This is a genomic window from Thiobacillus sp., from assembly GCF_013693775.1.
Taxonomy (GTDB): domain Bacteria; phylum Pseudomonadota; class Gammaproteobacteria; order Burkholderiales; family Thiobacillaceae; genus Thiobacillus.
Window position 1 is genome coordinate 2,249,916 of record NZ_CP059257.1, and the last position, 17,577, is coordinate 2,267,492.

The window sequence follows — 17,577 nt, forward strand, 5'->3', positions numbered from 1 at the left end:
CAATTGCCCACCGCTTTTTATGGGCGGCCGTTGCCTGCCCGATAACTCGCCTTGCGAAATACGCCGGCACCTGACGATAATGGGCCACGAACCAGAAGACACGCCGAGGGAAAACGATGTCGGAGGCTGCCAATTCACTGATTCAGGCGACCGTTGAGCACCTGAGCCAGTTTGCGCCGTTTGACCAGATGGCCCGTGAACACCTGCTGTGGATGGCCCGAAAACTGACATTGGGCTATTTTGCAAAGGGTGAAGTGATCCTCTCGCCCGGACAGAGCGACCCGGTTCCTTTCCTCATCATCAAACAAGGCATCGTGCAGGGCGAGCAGGGCATCGCACAAACGCAGGAGGACAGTGCCTGGCTGGAACTGCACGAGGGCGAGTGCTTCCCGCTGGGCGCACTGCTCGCCGATCGCCCCGTCACCAGCGTCTATCGTGCCAGCAGCGATGTCTTTTGCTATGCCTTGCCGGCCGGCGACTTCCTGCAGCTGACCCGCCTGAGCGCAGCCTTCCATGATTTCTGCACCCGCCGCATCGCCAATCTGCTCGAGCAATCGAAGCATCTCATCCAGGCGGGCTATTCCAAGGCCAGTTCGGAACAGCAGTCGATGAGCAGCAGTCTCGCGTCCGTCATCCGGCGCGAGCCGGTGACCTGCGCCCCGGACACGTCCATCCGGCAGGCGCTGCAGCGCATGGAAGACCACGGCGTGGGCGCCATGGTTGCCGTGGAATCCCGTGTTCCCAAGGGGATCCTTACCTTGCACGACGTGCTGAGCCGCGTAGCCCTGGCCGGAATGGATCTCGACGAACCCGTCATCCGCATCATGAGCACGAATCTCATCACCCTGCCGCCCCATGCCGCCGCCCATGAGGCTGCCCTCGCCATGGCCAAACAGGGTATTCGTCATGTGCTGGTAACCGACAGCGGCCGTCTGACCGGCGTGATATCGGAAAAGGACTTGTTCAGCCTGCAACGCGTCGGGCTGAGCCGGATCAGCACAGCCATCCGCCATGCACCCGATCTTGCGTTGCTCAAGCAATGCGCGCGCGACATCCAGCAGCTTGCCCGCAACATGCTGGCCCAGGGCGTGGCCGCCGAGCAGCTGACCCAGATCATCACGACGCTCAATGACCTGCTGACTACACGCATCATCGAACTGGAGTTGCAGGAGAGCCCGGCTCGAGGCATCGAATTCTGCTGGCTGGCGCTAGGCTCCGAAGGTCGCTTCGAGCAGACGCTGAACACGGACCAGGACAACGGCATCATCTTCGCGCTCAAGGACAACCAGGACCCGGCCGCGTTGCGTGCGGTGCTGCTGCCCTTTGCCAAACGCATCAATCTCGCCCTCGCGGAGTGCGGGTTTCCGCTGTGCGGCGGCGACGTCATGGCGTCGAACCCGAAATGGTGCCTGTCGCTCGATGAATGGCAGACCACGTTCGACAAATGGATCTACCACGGCGCCCCGATGGATCTGCTGCACTCGACCATTTTCTTCGACTTCCGTCCGCTCTACGGTGCGACCCACCTTGGGACGGCGCTGCGTGAATGGCTGCAGGCAGCCGCACCGAAGAACTCGCGCTTCCTCCACCAGCTTGCCGTCAATGCCTTGCGCAACCGACCGCCCCTCGGCATGGTGCGCGATTTCGTAACGGGTGACGATCACACCATCGATCTCAAGATGAACGGCATCACCCCTTTCGTCGATGCCGCGCGCATTTTCAGCCTGGCGACCGGCGGCACGCACACCAACACGCTGCAGCGCCTGCGCGAGATCGCCCTTCCCTTGAATATCAGCACGCGCGACGCCGACGCCTACTGCCAGGCCTTCCTGTTCATTCAATTGCTGCGCCTGCGCCTGCATCACATGCAAAGCGAGCAGGGCACAACGCTTACCAACCGGGTGGATCCCGACACGCTCAACAACCTCGACCAGCGCATTCTCAAGGAAGCCTTTCGCCAGGCACGCAAGCTGCAGACCAAGCTGGGCCTGGACTACCAGGTATGAGCTGGCTGCTGGATCGGCTCGTCGGCAGAAAGCCGGACCTGACCTCACCACAAATGCAGCGCCTGGCCGCCTGGCAGGCGCTGCCGCCGCCGCGTCAAAACACGCCTTTCAATGAAAGCCGCTACGTGGTGGTGGACGTGGAAAGCAGCGGGCTCAATATCAGCCGCGATCGCCTGATCGCGATTGGCGCGGTCGCGGTGGCGAACGGACGCATCCGGCTGGACGACAGTTTCGAAATCGTATTGCAACAGGCGCAGGTCAGCGAAAAGGACAACATCCTGATCCATGGGATCGGCGGCACCGCCCAGCGGGAGGGCATGCCGGCTGCCGATGCCCTGCTCGCCTTTCTCGAATACCTGGGCAAGGATCCACTCATTGCCTTTCACGTCGCGTTCGACGAGTCGATGATCGGCCGGGCCATGCGCACCTTCCTTGGGCTCGATTTCCGGCATGCCTGGGCCGACCTGGCATATGTGGCGCCCGCGCTGCACCCACAACTTGCCCGGCGCTATCGCACGCTGGATGACTGGATGGGCCGGTTCGGGATCGGCAATTACGCCCGTCACAATGCCCTGGCCGATGCCCTGTCCACGGCCGAACTGCTGCTGGCGTTGCGCCCTGGCCTGGCGCCGCGCGGGATGGCCAGTTTTGGGGGCCTGAAGCGGCTGGAGCAGGAACACAGGCGGCAAACCCTGTCGGTCTGACGACCATGCAAAACAAAGGCCCCGCCGCAGCGGGGGCCTTTACTTCACCAACTTTCGATCAGTGTGCCTGGGCAGTACCGGCACCCCGCGGGTAGCGGATGCCTTCGACCAGATGCTGGATGTGATCCGGACACACGGGCGTCAACTTCATCACCACATAGGAGACGACAAAGTTCAGGATCATGCCAATGACCCCGATGCCTTCCGGCGAGATGCCGAACAGCCAGTCCGAATCGGGCACCTTGGGCATGCCGAGCAGCACATCGCGCTTGAAGTAGATGATGTAGGCCAGGGTGAACACCAGGCCGGTCAGCATGCCGGCGATCGCGCCGCCGCGGTTCATCGACTTGCTGAAGATGCCCATGACGATGGTCGGGAACAGCGACGCGCAGGCCAGGCCGAAGGCAAACGCCACCACCTGCGCGACGAAGCCTGGTGGGTTGTAGCCGAGGTAGCCGGCCACGAGCACCGCGACGGCGGCAGCGACACGGCCCGCCATCAGTTCGCCCTTCTCGGAAATGTCCTTGGCGAACACCCNCTTCATCAGGTCGTGCGAGATGGCGGCGGAGATCACCAGCAACAGGCCGGCGGCGGTCGAGAGCGCGGCCGCGATCCCGCCGGCAGCGATCAAGGCGATCACCCAGTTGGGCAGATGAGCGATTTCCGGGTTGGCCAGTACCATGATGTCGTTGTCAACGGTGCCGACAAACTTGCCATCCTTCTTGGAACCGAGCTCGTTGCCCTTCCAGCCGGCGGCCTCCGCCCTGGCGAGGACCTCAGGGTTCTTGCTCTTGTCGTTGTAGTACTGGATGCGACCGTCGCCGTTCTTGTCGTCCCACATGATGAGACCGGTCTTTTCCCAGCGCTTCATCCACTCGGGGCGGGTCTCGCCGACGATGCTGGCATCGGNGGCGAACTTGTCACCGCCGGTGGCCACCGCGGTATTCACCGTGGCATGCAGGTTGTAGCGGGCCATGGCGCCCACCGCCGGAGCGGTGGTGTAAAGAATGGCGATGAAGACCAGCGCCCAGCCGGCCGACAGACGGGCATCATGCACCTTCGGCACCGTGAAGAAACGCACGATCACGTGGGGCAGACCCGCCGTGCCAGCCATCAGGGCCAGGGTGATGCAGAACACGTCGATCATGGTCTTGCTACCGGTCGTGTAGGCGGAGAAACCGAGATCGGTCACCGTCTTGTTCAACTTGTCGAGGAAGTACATGTCCCCCATGTGACCGCCCAGCCCGAGCTGCGGGAACACGTTGCCGGAGATCTGCAGCGAGATGAACACCGCCGGGATGGTGTAGGCGAAGATCAGCACGCAGTACTGCGCCACCTGGGTGTAGGTGATGCCCTTCATGCCGCCGAGCACCGCGTAGAAGAACACCAGCCCCATGCCGATGATCAGGCCGGTCGTAATGTCCACTTCGAGGAAGCGGGAGAACACGATGCCGACGCCGCGCATCTGGCCCGCGACGTAGGTAAAGGAAATGAAGATCAGGCAGATCACCGCGACGATCCGTGCCGTCTGCGAGTAATACCGGTCGCCGATGAACTCGGGCACGGTGAACTTGCCGAACTTGCGCAAGTACGGGGCAAGCAATACGGCCAGCAGCACGTAGCCACCCGTCCAGCCCATCAGGTAGACCGAGCCGCCATAACCAAGAAAGGCGATCAGACCGGCCATGGAGATGAAGGAGGCGGCGGACATCCAGTCAGCGCCGGTCGCCATGCCGTTGATGATCGGGTGAACGCCGCCACCGGCGATGTAGAACTCCTTGGTGGTGCCAGCGCGCGCCCAGATGGCGATGCCGATGTAGAGGGCGAACGACAGGCCCACCACGACGAAAGTCAGGGTTTTCAGATCCATTGTGCTATCTCCTCGGTCTTGTGCTTATTCTTCGTGGACATCATGCTCGCGGTCGATCTTGTCCATGCGCTTGGCATACCAGAAGATCAGGCCGACGAAGACGAAGATGGAACCCTGCTGGGCAAACCAGAAGCCCAGGGGATAACCGCCGAGGTGAATGCCGTCGAGCGCATCGCGGAACAGGATGCCGGCACCGAACGAAACAACGAACCAGATAACGAGTGTTATGACAAGTAGCCGGAGTGTTGCACTCCAGTACGCTTTTGCATCAAAGTCTTGTGGTCTTGACATCGACAGTTCTCCCTGGTGGCTGTGATTTATGAACAAGTTCGGACTTGCTTTTGCTTATGTTATTGCGCGCACTCTACACCGTTTGCAACGGTATAGCCCATCCGGCCGTCCGGCGATAGTCAATTCAAACCATTCTCCGGAAAACTCCGAGCGCTTTCAGGCAGGTCCGGCGATCGCGCGCTGACTCCTGGCGCGCTGCACAACAACCTGCAGGGAAAAATAATAGCTCCAGATAATGAATGCCGTCAGCCCCGACCAGATTGCAAACGGCAGACCGATCAGCAGGACCAGTATCCCCACCACAAGCAGCCCCGCCCCGCACAGTCCATTGATGCCCAGGACGACAGGAGCCCAGCGTTTCCNCTCCTGAATCGACCGGCCGCGCCAATCCGCCACGTAGCGATAATCCCCGCGCACCGCGATGGACCAGGCGCGGAAAAGCATGCCGATGCCCAAGGGGAAAATGCCGACGAACATCAAGCGGGCAAGCCAGACAAACCAGTCATCCATGCGTTATCCAGTTTTGCGTATGAGCCAGAAACCGCATGCTCACCCATCCTTGGGCCGCTTGCAACCCCGCCATGCAAGCGCGTTGCGTCACATTCCCAATCGGCCGCCATGAGGTCAGGCGCGGCATCCGTGCATGCATTGTGATGATCGACTGACCCGCCTGGGCCGTACTGTCCGACGTATTGATGCGGCCGATGAACATCCCCTGAAAATCCGGTCGTCGCGCGCCTGACCGGGCCGGGGCACGTCACCATGCTTGCCTTTGTTATCCCCGACGGCGAGCCGGTTGACCACCTTGTCCACGGCAAACAGACACCAGGCATCCTGCTCGGCCCGGGTTTTCTCTGTCTCCGTATTGACCAGGCCTTCCAGCGTGACGACGTAATTGCGCGTCTGGACATGGATCTGTTCCGGGTGGGGAATCAGGGGATCCAGTTCCAGCACCAGCGACAACGCGTCGCTGACTTCGTCGTCATTGTCCTGTTCCGGCGGGAGCACCTCCAGGCAGTCGACGACGTCGCGACAACCGGGCGTCCACCACGCCAGCACGCCTGTCATGCGCTTGTGCGACAGGCTGAGCACCCAGCCGTCGAGGGTCACGATCCCCGCTTTCACCGAAACCAGAATATCGCCGCTGGAATCCTCGCCACCCGATTCCTGCACCATCCGGGCGCCCCCTTTCTTCACCGCACGCAGCGTGCAGTTCTTCAATTCGGCCGCCCCGAGCAACGAAGCGGTCAGGCTATCCAGCATCGCACCGTCGCCCTTGCGTTCGGAAGGCGCCACATGCAGGCGGTCGACTACGCCGCGCACGTTGTGCCAGGATCCCGCTATCTCCAGCGCCCGTTTCTTGGCGGCGACGCTCCCGACTTCGCCCTCCAGAACCAGCGCATCGTCGGTGGTCAACTCGATGCTGACGGGCCAGCGATGCAGATCGATGCGCGATTCGCGCTCCAGCGCCGCGCGTACGGATTTGACGGTCGAATGGGCGTTCGGATGAGCGTTTTGCATGGTGGACACCTCCTCGTTCAACATAGCACACCGACACTGCCCGGCCTGCCCTCCCTACTGTATGCGATGGCGGGCCGACCGCGACGCGAAAACGCGCTTTCAGCGCGGCGCGCCCTGGCCCAGGACCTCGGCCAGTGTTTCCCGTGAAATCGTCGTTGCCTGTGCAAACCCGCCGACGAAACGAATCGTGTCCGGCACGATGACGAACAGCGAGAAGTCGGAAAAACCGAACATCGGTTCGCTCTGCGGGAAGCGCGCCAGATAAGCCGCCTTCGCGGCGGCATGCCCAGACGTACCGGCGACCCGTTGTACCGCTTCGCCCTGCACCGTAATGCGCGCCTGCTCCTGCGCCATCACCCCGGGCACGGGCGGCGCGATCACCAGCAGACTCACCGGCGGACTCGTCAGCATGTNCCTGGTATGGGCCGCGAGCTGGCTGACATGGATGATGAAATCCGTTTCGCCAGGCAGCATGGCGAAGGGCACCATGGACACATAGGGACGGCCCTGGTGCAGCGTGCCGAGGGCGGCGATCTCCTGCGTGCGCAGCAGATCACAGAGTATTTGGGCGTGGGCGGAGATCATAAGGGTTCAGAACCCGCTGCGCGGCTGCGGTGGACTGCCGGTCCGGCTGGCGGCGTCACGATGCGCAAACGACGGATCTGCCTGTCGTGAATGCGCGAGAGAAACAGCATCGCCATCATGCCTCCGATAAGCGCAAACAGCATGTCGGACTGGGTATCCCAAGCGTCTCCCTGCGTCCCGAGGAACTCTTCGGCCCCCTGTCCGAGCGCGACGGCCGATGCCCATTCGATGAGTTCGTAGCTCGCACTGATGGCGAGCACGACGCATACGGACAGGAAGGCCAGCATTTTCCTGCCACGGACAAATTCGCCGCGAATCAATATCTCGCGCGCAATCAGGGCCGGCACGAAACCCTGGAAGAAATGGCCGATCTTGTCGTAGGGATTTCGGCCCAGATGCAACAAGCCTTCGATCTCGAATCCGAGGGGCACCCGGGCATAGGAATACTTGCCGCCGACCATGAGGACCAGGGCATGCACGAAAATCAGGCTATAAAGGAGAGAGGTCAAGGNGAAGCGACGATGAGTCGCCCAGAGCACGGGCAGCGCGATCAGGACGGGAAAGATTTCGAGCACCCAGGTCGTGCGATCGAAGGGGTGGATACCGGAGAGCACCAGCAACAGCATGAGTGCCGCGGAACCGATCAGAAATAGAGAGGGGCGTAGCAAAAGAAACTCCTGCCGAAGCGCTTGATGGAAATGTTCGGTCTCACTTCATTCATGAATATCAGGGACGGCAGCCATGGCTAACTATCCTGATGATTCCTGCCGGTCTTGAGAATGCCTCGCCTCCAATATTACGTTATGGAAAAAGTAGACCGGTAACAGGATCCATCGTTGCGGGATTCATGATGATCCCGATCGAACCCGCAGGAAACACCCACTCTCTTCCCCGCCCCATCCCGCCACGCTGGCCGGTGGTCTCGATGCAGGCTTGCCGTGTTTGCGCGAGCAGGCGATCAAACTGCGCACGGATTGGATGCGCGCACCCTATAGCGCATAGAATCGCAGCGCGGAGTCTTGGTGCCCCGCCTTTCCAATAAACGACCATCCCGCCATGCTGCCTTTTCCCGTCGAGTTCTTCTTCTTCGCCCTGACCCTGCTGGGCGTGGCCCTCATGCACCAGCGCAACTTCGAGATCGCCTTGACGGGACTCGTGGTCATCGCGCTCTACAAGGTCTCGGAGCTGGGCTACCCGCTGCTGCCCCACCTCGGACACGAAGCGCCGTTGCTGCTCAACCTGCTGGGCCTGCTGCTCGGCTTTGCCATCCTCGCCAAGGTGTTCGAGGAGTCGCACGTCCCCGATCTGCTGCCGCACTGGTTGCCCGACGACTGGCGCGGCGGCTTCCTGCTGCTGGTGCTGGTGGCGGTGATCTCCAGCTTTCTCGACAACATCGCCGCGGCCATGATCGGCGGCGTCATCGCGCGCCGCGTCTTCCAGGGCAAGGTCATGGTGGGTTACCTCGCCGCCATCGTCGCCGCCTCCAACGCCGGCGGCGCCGGCTCGGTGGTGGGCGACACCACCACCACCATGATGTGGATCGCCGGCGTGCCCGCCATCCACGTCGCCGACGCCTTCATCGCCTCGATCGTCGCCGTCGCCTTCTCGGCCTTCGTCGCCGCCCACAAGCAGCATGCCTATCAGCCCATCCGCAAGGACTGGCCGCGCGACCACACGGTCGACTGGATGCGGCTGGGCGTGGTCGGGCTCATCATCGGCGGCGCCATCGCGGCCAACGTGATCCTCGGGCTTCCCGCGGTCGGCGTGTGGGTGGCCATCCTGCTCGGCGCGCTGATCCGTCCGGCGCCCTGGCGCGAGGCGTTCCACGCACTCAAGGGCAGCCTGTTCCTGATCTTCCTCGTCACCGCCGCCAGCCTGATGCCGGTTGACAAACTGCCTGCAGCCTCGGTGCATACCACCTTCGGTCTTGGCTTCGTGTCGGCCGTGTTCGACAACATCCCGCTCACCAAGCTCGCGCTCGATCAGGGCGGCTACGACTGGGGCATGCTCGCCTTCGCGGTCGGCTTCGGCGGCTCAATGATCTGGTTCGGTTCCTCAGCCGGCGTCGCCATCACCAACGAATTCGAAGAAGCCAAAAACACCGGGCGCTGGATCCGCGAAGGCTGGCACGTGGCGGCCGCTTACGTGCTGGGCTTCTGGGTGCTGTATTTCGTGTTGGGCTGGGTTCCCGAGGCACTCATCCACGCGGGCAGTTGAGGCCCGGAATGTCTGCAATAGCCGAGTGGATGGGTGTGAATCTCACTGCCATGACGGGGCGAATTCCCCTCCTTCCCTCCCGTCCAACGTTTGCATCACCGGCCTCACGACCTTTCGCGCAGGCAGGCGGAGATGGGGTGGGCCTGCCGGACCATTTAGGGGCGAGCTCGCTGATTATCGTCTTGCTCAGGCGCCAGCGCCGGGAGGCGATGGACTGACTGAGACATGATCACGACGCCTGTTCCATCACAAGCAAAGACGTTGCCAAATTCTTCAAGGACCGACAGCGTACCAGCAGGACCGACCTTCAGGCTGCGCGGCCACAGCTTCACAAAACCCGGTGGGTCGCTTATACTGCGCCCCGCATGTAAACGGCGGCTCCCTGCTTCGGCGTTTGCATTGGCATCGCAAAACAAATGCGTCAGGCTGTGCAGCCATGCATTTGATCTCAACGTGGTCGCATGACCGCGGACTGGCCAGTTAGCTCAGTTGGTAGAGCAGCGGATTGAAAATCCGCGTGTCCTGGTTCGATTCCGAGACTGGCCACCACTTCCAACGGCTCGCGCTTTTCGCGGGCCGTTTTCATTTCCAGTCATCCCATTGCCCTCTTTCAGACACATCAGGCATCACCCGGGATGTACATTCGCTGAGAATCGGTACGGGGCAAATCGACTTGGCGTGATCCGGAACGCACTGAGTACGGTAAAGGCTTGTTCTTCCTGACGTCATGGCAAACATGACACGGGCGGGAAGGCGAGAGACGCCGGCCCGTATTGATAGCAGGGATGGCACCACGATGGGCGGTACCCTCCCCGCTTGTGTTACATCACTTCTTTTTCGCGGCTTTCTTGCCTGCGACGGCGGTCTTGAAGCCGGCGCCTGCGGTGAAACGCGGCACCGTCGACGCGGCGATCTTGATCTCGGCGCCGGTTTGCGGGTTGCGGCCAGTACGCGCAGCACGCTTGGACGACTTGAAGGTGCCGAAGCCGACGAGGGTCACGGTGTCCCCTTTCGCCACGGCCTTGACGACTGCATCAAGGATTGCGTCGAGTGCTCTGCCAGCGGCGGCCTTGCTGATGTCTGCCTCGGTTGCGGCGACTTCGATCAATTCGGATTTGTTCATAAATATCCCTTCGTTGGTTGAGAGAACTAAATACTACAAGCATTCAGGCTTCCTTGGCTTATCTGCACACAACTTCCCCTTCATCAGCCACACAAAGGGTCAGGTTCAAACCACACCATTCCTGAAGAACGGACAATAGGCGGTATTCGCAAGCAATGCTAGGGGTAGAGTCCGGCCAATTCCGGCGTGGCCGCAATTCTACCTTTTGTGTTCCCGTCCAGGCGCGTGAGCATTTCCGCCAACGGCTTTCCCGTCCACGTCCCGCCGGCATAACAGACCCGGTCGAGTTGCTTCAGCAAGTTTTTCGATGCGGCATCGCCAAGTCGGTCCGACAAGGCCTGGAGACCCAGCGGCGGATCGAGCGGCCAAGTGGCACGCGCCCAGTCGAGCAGCGCCCGTCGCGCCGCGTGCGGATCGTCGTCGTGGCAGGCTTGCCGGAAGGCCTTGCGCGCATCTGCGACGGCAACCGTCGGTGTCGGACTGCTTGCATCCGGGCTCGCCAGCGGACGGCGCCGGCGGCTGACTCCCCATGCTGCCAACGTCCCGAGCCAGAGCACGCCAAGAACCAGACTGAGCCAGTACCCGTGGACGTTTGCCGGCGCCCGGATCTGTTCGGCGACCGACTTGGACGGATTGGCCGGCAGCAGCGGCGTGCCGGCTGTCGGACCTGCGGACGCGGTCGTGGCAGCAACGCCGCCGGAACCGGGCAGGACAAACAAGGTACGCGCCGGCAGCTCGACTTCGCGCTGCTGGTTGCGGGTGGTGTCCCACCAGTACAGATGCAACGCAGGGATCTGATAACGACCCGAACGGCTGGCGACCAGTGCAATGTCCTGGTCGCGGGTGCCGACGACGCCGTCGCCCTGCACGCCGGTATCCAGCTTGGCCTGGTCGGGATAGGCTCGCAGGCCATCCGGCAGCGGCATCAGCACGCTCAGGTCGGGCAGCTGCGAAGCGGTGAGACCGAGCGCGCTGAGATGCACGTGGCGCGTGATGGGGTCGCCGACATGGAGCGGCCCGTTGTCGGGCTGCCAGGTCTCAGCCAGCGTCACTTTCTGCGCGGGCAGCCAGTCGTGGCCGGTGCCGCTCGCGGGACGCGGGCGCACGTCGAGAACCAGCGGGTCGGCCCGGACCCGTAACGGCCGGGTGGCATTCATCATGCCCGCGAACGGGTTGCGACCGAATACGTTACCGAAAAAGGTGTTCGTACCGAACGGATCGTTGCCGCCGCGGTCGTCCTGCACCTCGGCGTTCAGCACCGGGCCATCAAGGTGGATCTTGCCGCTGCGCTGCGGGAACAGCAGATATTTGCGCTCGATCACCCGATAGCTGCGGCCGTCGCGCGTAGCGCTGGTCTGGCTGTCCTGCCCCAGCTGCTGCACCAGCACATCGTTGCTCGGTTGCAGTTCGAGGCTGGCCTGAAAGAGCGGCTGGTCGGTATAGAGGCGTACCGTCAGGGTGTCGGCAGCCTGGACATAGGGCTGCTTCTGGTCGAGCGTCGCGGTGAGGAAGACGTGCGCCGAGCCGCTGGCGGGCGCCGGGGCGTTGCCGGGCTGGGCGGCGGCCGCGTTTCNCCCTACGGTCAAGGTGAGGGCGGGCGACGTCTCGCCGTCCCACTTCAGCGGCGGCACCTGCAGCGTGCCGCCATGCTTCGGCATCAGCGTCAGGCTGATTTCGGTCTGTGCCGACATCTTGCCGTTGACGATCTGGATACTGGAGCCCGTACTGCGGCCGAGCACGTCGAAGTCCTGCTTGAGCGGGCCGAGGTCGGGCTGCTTGCCGGTCTGGCCGTCGTGCTTGAGGATGAGCTGCGCCGCTTCGCCGGAACCGACCTGGGTCGGGTCGAGCCAGGCGCTCACCGCCGCGGATGCGGTCAGGCTGACGCTGCAGAGTGCGGCAAAAACGAAGAGGCGGCATGGGGTATTCATGGTTGCGTCCCTTGCTGTCGGATGAGGTGTTCGATCATGAATTTGCGCCGCAGCAGGCCACCCGGGTCGTCCGGAATGCGGCGCAGCCATTGCGACTCGGCGAGCTGGCGTTCGCTGGGCGGGTTGGCCGCCGGGGACGCCTGTCCCGCTTGCGGCCTGGCCAGTCCGGCTTCGGCATCGCTGCGGGCCTCGGCGGCTTCGTTCGCTGCCTGATTCTGTTGTGTGGCGTTCGCATCCGCGTTGCGGCAATCGGGCGTCGGACTGGCTGGGCCGGCTTGCTGCTGTCCCGGCTGGGACTGTCCTTGCTGAGGCTGACCTTGTCCGGCCGGCTTGGTCTGGCTGCCGTCGGCCGGGGTCTGCCCCGGCTTGCCCGCTTGCGCCGTATTGCTCGAGGACGGCTTCGACGCCTCGCCGTTCTGCGAGCCGGAATTCTGTTTCTGCTGGCCCTGCTCGCCCTGTTTCTGGCTGTTCTGGCTCGTGTTTCCCTGCTGGCCATGGCCCTGGCCCGAGGCGGATGGCGGCTTGGGCGGCTGTTTCTGCAGGGCCTTGGCCACCAGCTCGCGGTTGTGCCGCGCATCGCGGTTGTTCGGGTCGCGCGCCAGCGCCGCATCGTAGGCCTGGATCGCCTCCTGCAGGCGACCGGCACGCGCGAGCGCATTGCCCCGGTTGTACTGGCCGTCCGTGTCATTGAACGCATTGAAATCCTGTGCCGCCTGCGGAAAATTGCCGGCCTGCAATTCGGCGTAGGCCTTGCGGCGCGGGTCCTGGAACAGCCGGGAGGCTTCGGCCGGCTTGCCCTGGTGCAGCAGTTGCTGGGCGCGCTGGTCGGGCGTACGCCACAGGCTGTCCCAGGTCGGATTTGCCTGTGCCGCGGCGGCCCACAGCAGCAGCCCGGCCAGCCACAGGCTGCGCATCACAGCCACCCCCGTCGCGCCAGCAGGCCGGCAAACAACAGCAGGAACGGCAGCAACCAGACCCCGCCATCCAGCCAGTGCGCCACGCGGATATCCTGCGCAGCCCGCGTCATGCCGGCACGACTGGCACGGGCCTGGAGGTCGCCGACCAAGGCGGGCAGGCTGGCGGCGTCGACGTAATATCCGCCGCCCGAGGCGGCCAGTTGCCGCAACCGATCGGCGTCGAGCGGTTTGACGTTCGACTGGCCCGTACGGACGACACCGCCCCCCGGGCGCCAATCCCCACGACGTTGACGGCGATGCCGCGCGACCGCAGTTTCCCGGCAGCGTCGAAGGCAGCGGACGGGTCGGCGAAACCGTCGGTCACCACCACGACCTGGCCCGACTGGCTCCCGCCATGCGCCAGCAGTTTGCCGGCCTGTTCGAGCGCCGGCGCCAGGTCGTCGCCGCGCGTCGGCATGATGCCCGGGGCGAGAGGCGGCAGCAGGGCACGTACGGTGGCGACATCGTCGGTCAACGGCGTGACGGTATAGGGCTCGTCGCTGAACACCACCAGGCCGACGCGGGCATCGTGTGCTGCATCCAGCAGGTCGTCGAGCGCATAGCGGGCGCGGGTGACCCGGTTCGGCGCCACGTCGGCTGCGGCCATCGACGGCGACAGGTCGAGCACCAGCACCCAGGCTGCATTGCCACGATAGGCGGGAGAAGGCGCGCGTTGCCAGCTGGGCCCGGCCAGGGCCAGCGCCGCCAGCGTCCAGGCCAGCGCCAGCCACAGCCACGGCGAGCGTCCGGGCTTGCCGTCGCCGGCCAGACGCAGCGCCGGCAGCAGGTCGGGGTCGATGAGCCGAGCCCAGTCACCATCGCGGCCACGACGCCGGGCGAGCCAGACGCTGAGCCCCCAGAGCACGGGCAAGGCCAGCAGCCAGAACGGCCGCAGGAAGTGAAGCGACTGCGTCAGCGCCATGCGCGTCCGCTCCACAGCGCGGCCGGCAGGCTCAGCAACAGCGCCAGCCCCAATGGCCACGCGAACCATTCGTCGCGCGGGCGATACCACTGCTGGCGCGCAGCGCTCGGCTCCAGTCGGTCGATGCGATCGTAGACCTGTTCGAGGGCGGCGGCATCGGTGGCGCGGAAGTATTCGCCGCCGGTTGTCTTGGCGATGCTTTTCAGCGTGTCCTCGTCGAGATCGCTGTTGCCGCTGATACCGAAGAAGCCATCCTGCGCGGCGGCGCCGACGCCGATGGTGTAGATGCGCAGCCCGGCTTGTGCGGCCATTCTGGCCGCTTCGAGCGGCGGCATGGCGCCGGCGTTGCTGCTGCCGTCGGTCAGCAGGATCAGTACGGTATCGCCCTTGTGGCCCGCCCTGGCCGGGTCCGCTTTCAGCCGCTTGATGGCAAGGCCGATGGCGTCGCCGATGGCGGTCTGCGTGCCGGCCACGCCGATCATGGCCTCGTCGAGAAATTGGTCCACCGTGTTTAGATCGGGGGTGAGCGGCGCCTGCAGATAGGGCCGGGTACCGAACAGGATGAGGCCGACCTGGTCGCCGTGACGGCGGCGGATGAAATCGCCGGCCACTTTCTGCACCACCTGCAGGCGGGTCGCGCCGCCGGCCATGTCCTGGTTCGCCATGGAACCGGACACGTCCACCGCCAGCAGCAGGCGCCGCCCGGTGGCGGCGACCGCTTCGGGGTCGCCCAGCCACTGCGGCCGGATGGCGGCGAGGACCAGCAGCAGCCAGACCAGGGCGAACAGCAATTTGCGCGGCCGCGGCACGGGACGCCCAACCGGCAGCGCTGCGTCCGCGACCGTGGCCGCGAAGGGCAGGAACAGCGCCACGCCCTGCGGCTGGGCGGGCGGCAGCCAGCGCGCCAGCAGCCAGGGCAACGGCAGACACAACAGCATCCAGGGCCAGGCGATGTGGATCATCGACGCGTCCCCAGGAAACCGCGAACCCCTTTCAGCCAGCGGGTGCGATCGGCCGGGACCGAGCTGCCGTAAGCCGCGCGCAGCAGCGCCTGGCCCGCGTCGCCTGCCAGATCCTTGCCGCCGTGCGCGACGACGAAGTCCAGCCAGGCCGATCCGCTCAGATGTGCCACGGTTTCGCGGCCGTAGACGGCCACGGCATAACGGCGCATCAAGTGTTCCAGTTCGCCGGCCAAGTGGGCATCGTCGTTCGTGCTCCCTTCCAGGCGTTTGAGTTCGCGTAGGGCCGTACGGCGCAGGCGGACGGGCGGGCGGCGAACCCTGTAGACCAGGCCGGCAGCGATCAGCCCGAGCAGCAGGGCCAATCCCCACCAGCCCGGCGCCAGTGGCCACCAGCCCGGCGGGGGCGGCGCATGGGCCGGCGCCAGTTGGGACAGCCAGTCGGCATTCATGCCGCCCATGCCGTTTCCCTGAGTAGCGGCGGCAGCGACTCGGCCACGGCATCCGCGGTATCCAGGTGGGTCAGCGGCAAGGCAAGCCGGCGGGCCAGGGCGTCCAGCCGCTGCTGCCGCGCCGCCCATTTTCCTGCCAGGCGTCCCGGCTGCGCGCGCCATCGAGCCACCAGAGCCGGCCGGGCAGGCCGGCGCGATACAGGCCGGCAGGCAGGCCGTTGCGCTCCAGCGGATCGCTCAATCCCAGCAGCCGGCAGTCGCTGTGCGCGCTCAGTGCGGCGAGGGCGGATTCGGTGCCCGCGTCCAGCGCGCTGAAATCGCTCAGCACCAGCACCAGACTGCCGGGCTGCAGCAACGGCCGCAACCCGGCCAGCAAGGCATTCAGGCTGCCAGCATCGGGTACGCCGGGCGCCTGCGGCTGCGCCTCGACCAGCGCTTCGAGCACGGGCAGCACACCAGCCTCGCGGCCTCGCGGCGGGAAGATGCGTGGCAGGTCCGCGCCACCGGCGATCAGCGCGCCGAGGCGGTCGCCGCCCAGCACCGCGACCCAGGCCAGCAGGGCCGCCGCACGCAGCAGCAGGGCGGACTTGAGCTGGCGGCGGCTGCCGAAATAGAGGCCGGGATGCAGGTCCGCGAGCAGCCAGACCGGCCGCTCGCGTTCCTCGCGAAACAGCGGTGTGGGGCCGACCACGGCGGGCGGTGACGCGCCAGTCGATGGTGCGGGCGTCGTCGCCGGGCGCGTAGGGCCGTACCTCCTCGAACTCCAGGCCGCGGCCGCGCTGCGCTGCGGTGCGAACCTTGCAGCAGCGCCAGTGCGGGACGGTGCGCGTGCAGGCTGAGACCGCGAGCGGGACCGCGCAGCGCGACCAGTTCCGCCAGATCGGGCAGGCTCACGGGGCGGGCACCTGCTGCAACAATTCGGCGACGCATTGCTGGGCGGTGACGCCGCGCGCCTGCGCGGTGTAGTCGAGCAGCAGCCGGTGGCGCAGCGCATCGGGGGCGATGGCCTGGGCGTCGTCGGGGCTGACGTAGTCGCGTCCATCCAGCCAGGCCAGCGCGCGGGCGCCGCGTTCGATGGCGATCGCTGCGCGCGGACTGGCGCCCCAGCGCAACCATTCGGCGAGGCCGGCACTGTATTTTTCTGGGCTGCGCGTGGCCTCGACCAGGGCGGCGATGTACTCCGCCACCGAATCGGCCAACGCCAGCTCAAGCACTTCACGGCGCGCAGCGGNGATCGTTTCCTGGCTCAGGCGGCTGGGCGGCGGCGGCAGCTCGCGCGCCTCCCNGGCCTCGCGCCGCGCCAGCTCCATGATGCGCAGGGTGGTGGCGCGATCCGGGTAGTCGACCCGGGTGTGCAGCATGAAGCGGTCGAGCTGCGCCTCCGGCAGCGGATAGGTGCCTTCGTGCTCGATCGGGTTCTGGGTCGCCATCACCAGGAACAGGCGCGGCAGCGGATAGGTGGCGGCGCCGACGCTGATCTGTCGCTCGGCCATGGCTTCGAGCAGCGCGGACTGCACCTTCGCGGGCGCGCGGTTGATCTCGTCCGCGAGGATCAGGTTGTGGAACAGCGGGCCGCGCTGGAAGTGGAAACCGCCTTCCTCAGGCCGGTAGATGTCGGAGCCGGTAAGGTCGGCCGGCAGCATGTCGGGCGTGAACTGCAGGCGCTGGAAATCGCCTTCGAGGCCGTGCGCCAGGGCTTTGATGGCGCGGGTCTTGGCCAGCCCGGGCGGGCCTTCGACCAGCAGGTGGCCGTCCGCCAGCAGGGCCACCAGCAGGCGTTCGACCAGGCTTTCCTGGCCGAGGATCTGGTCGTTGAGATAGGTGCGCAGGCCGTTGAGGGCAGCGAGCGCGGGNNGAGTGACTGAGGCAGTTGCGGCGTCCACGGCATCCTTCCGATCAGGCGTGTTGTTGAGTTGCCTGATAGAGAAGCGCGGCATGGCCACGAAGTTCCCGAACGCCTGCCCGGCCACGCACAGACAGGTCGACGCGATCTGCCCTATCATGCTTGGCGAACCAGGCAGACCGGTCGACCCGCTCGAAGGA

General features: G+C 65.0%; 17 protein-coding genes, 1 tRNA gene and 1 pseudogene. 4 read left to right on the forward strand and 15 right to left on the reverse strand.

Features of this window, described 5'->3' with window-relative positions:
* Positions 1–116: 116 nt before the first annotated feature.
* Entirely contained in the window at positions 117–2,006 is a 1,890-nt protein-coding gene (locus HZY77_RS11135) for a DUF294 nucleotidyltransferase-like domain-containing protein (protein WP_296814688.1), read from the forward strand.
* Positions 2,003–2,710, forward strand: coding sequence for a 3'-5' exonuclease (locus tag HZY77_RS11140; RefSeq protein WP_296814691.1), 708 nt, complete (start codon positions 2,003–2,005; stop codon positions 2,708–2,710). Before HZY77_RS11135 ends, HZY77_RS11140 begins: the two co-directional genes overlap by 4 nt.
* Before the next feature lie 58 nt (positions 2,711–2,768).
* Here HZY77_RS11140 and HZY77_RS11145 read toward each other — a convergent pair whose 3' ends face one another.
* The 6 genes from HZY77_RS11145 to HZY77_RS11170 all read right to left on the reverse strand — a co-directional run bounded on the left by HZY77_RS11145 (position 2,769) and on the right by HZY77_RS11170 (position 7,645).
* The gene (locus HZY77_RS11145) at positions 2,769–4,580 is read right to left on the reverse strand and encodes a sodium:solute symporter family protein (protein ID WP_296814694.1); all 1,812 of its coding nucleotides are present in this window, start codon (positions 4,578–4,580) and stop codon (positions 2,769–2,771) included.
* Positions 4,581–4,604: 24 nt separating this feature from the next.
* Positions 4,605–4,871, reverse strand: coding sequence for a DUF4212 domain-containing protein (locus tag HZY77_RS11150; RefSeq protein ID WP_296814698.1), 267 nt, complete (start codon positions 4,869–4,871; stop codon positions 4,605–4,607).
* Positions 4,872–5,027: 156 nt separating this feature from the next.
* Positions 5,028–5,381, reverse strand: coding sequence for a hypothetical protein (locus HZY77_RS11155; RefSeq protein WP_296814702.1), 354 nt, complete (start codon positions 5,379–5,381; stop codon positions 5,028–5,030).
* Positions 5,382–5,495: 114 nt separating this feature from the next.
* The gene (locus HZY77_RS11160; RefSeq protein WP_296814705.1) at positions 5,496–6,392 is read right to left on the reverse strand and encodes a BON domain-containing protein; all 897 of its coding nucleotides are present in this window, start codon (positions 6,390–6,392) and stop codon (positions 5,496–5,498) included.
* A 99-nt stretch (positions 6,393–6,491) separates the two neighbouring features.
* Positions 6,492–6,977 (reverse strand): pyridoxamine 5'-phosphate oxidase family protein, encoded by a 486-nt coding sequence (locus HZY77_RS11165; RefSeq protein ID WP_296814708.1) that lies wholly within the window; start codon positions 6,975–6,977, stop codon positions 6,492–6,494.
* Positions 6,974–7,645 (reverse strand): DUF2238 domain-containing protein, encoded by a 672-nt coding sequence (locus HZY77_RS11170; RefSeq protein WP_296814711.1) that lies wholly within the window; start codon positions 7,643–7,645, stop codon positions 6,974–6,976. Before HZY77_RS11170 ends, HZY77_RS11165 begins: the two co-directional genes overlap by 4 nt.
* 388 nt (positions 7,646–8,033) lie before the next feature.
* Between HZY77_RS11170 and HZY77_RS11175 the strand changes: the two genes are divergently transcribed.
* Together HZY77_RS11175 and HZY77_RS11180 are read left to right on the forward strand one after the other, a co-directional pair.
* Positions 8,034–9,194: an SLC13 family permease gene (locus tag HZY77_RS11175; RefSeq protein ID WP_296814714.1), complete on the forward strand. Its 1,161-nt coding sequence runs from the start codon at positions 8,034–8,036 to the stop codon at positions 9,192–9,194.
* A gap of 474 nt (positions 9,195–9,668) precedes the next feature.
* Positions 9,669–9,743, forward strand: a tRNA-Phe gene (locus HZY77_RS11180).
* A gap of 277 nt (positions 9,744–10,020) precedes the next feature.
* Here HZY77_RS11180 and HZY77_RS11185 read toward each other — a convergent pair.
* The 9 genes and pseudogenes from HZY77_RS11185 to HZY77_RS11220 form a co-directional block, all read right to left on the reverse strand.
* On the reverse strand, positions 10,021–10,317 hold the full coding sequence (locus HZY77_RS11185; protein ID WP_018509203.1) for an HU family DNA-binding protein: 297 nt from the start codon (positions 10,315–10,317) through the stop codon (positions 10,021–10,023).
* 158 nt (positions 10,318–10,475) lie between these two features.
* Positions 10,476–12,245, reverse strand: a complete 1,770-nt coding sequence (locus HZY77_RS11190; RefSeq protein WP_296814717.1) for a BatD family protein — start codon at positions 12,243–12,245, stop codon at positions 10,476–10,478.
* On the reverse strand, positions 12,242–13,159 hold the full coding sequence (locus HZY77_RS11195) for a tetratricopeptide repeat protein (protein ID WP_296820897.1): 918 nt from the start codon (positions 13,157–13,159) through the stop codon (positions 12,242–12,244). The genes HZY77_RS11190 and HZY77_RS11195 overlap by 4 nt, the downstream gene beginning before the upstream one ends.
* Positions 13,160–13,268: 109 nt before the next feature.
* The gene (locus HZY77_RS11200; protein WP_296814720.1) at positions 13,269–14,123 is read right to left on the reverse strand and encodes a VWA domain-containing protein; all 855 of its coding nucleotides are present in this window, start codon (positions 14,121–14,123) and stop codon (positions 13,269–13,271) included.
* Positions 14,114–15,085, reverse strand: coding sequence for a VWA domain-containing protein (locus tag HZY77_RS11205; RefSeq protein WP_296814722.1), 972 nt, complete (start codon positions 15,083–15,085; stop codon positions 14,114–14,116). The genes HZY77_RS11200 and HZY77_RS11205 overlap by 10 nt, the downstream gene beginning before the upstream one ends.
* Positions 15,082–15,543, reverse strand: a complete 462-nt coding sequence (locus HZY77_RS11210) for a DUF4381 domain-containing protein (protein WP_296814725.1) — start codon at positions 15,541–15,543, stop codon at positions 15,082–15,084. The genes HZY77_RS11205 and HZY77_RS11210 overlap by 4 nt, the downstream gene beginning before the upstream one ends.
* Before the next feature lie 61 nt (positions 15,544–15,604).
* Positions 15,605–16,225, reverse strand: a complete 621-nt coding sequence (locus tag HZY77_RS11215; protein ID WP_296814727.1) for a DUF58 domain-containing protein — start codon at positions 16,223–16,225, stop codon at positions 15,605–15,607.
* 13 nt (positions 16,226–16,238) lie between these two features.
* A pseudogene (locus HZY77_RS17835) lies at positions 16,239–16,415 on the reverse strand (DUF58 domain-containing protein); the annotation flags it as partial.
* Between the two features lie 9 nt (positions 16,416–16,424).
* Complete coding sequence (locus HZY77_RS11220; RefSeq protein ID WP_296814729.1) at positions 16,425–17,537, reverse strand: MoxR family ATPase; 1,113 nt, start codon at positions 17,535–17,537, stop codon at positions 16,425–16,427.
* Between the last annotated feature and the right edge of the window lie 40 nt (positions 17,538–17,577).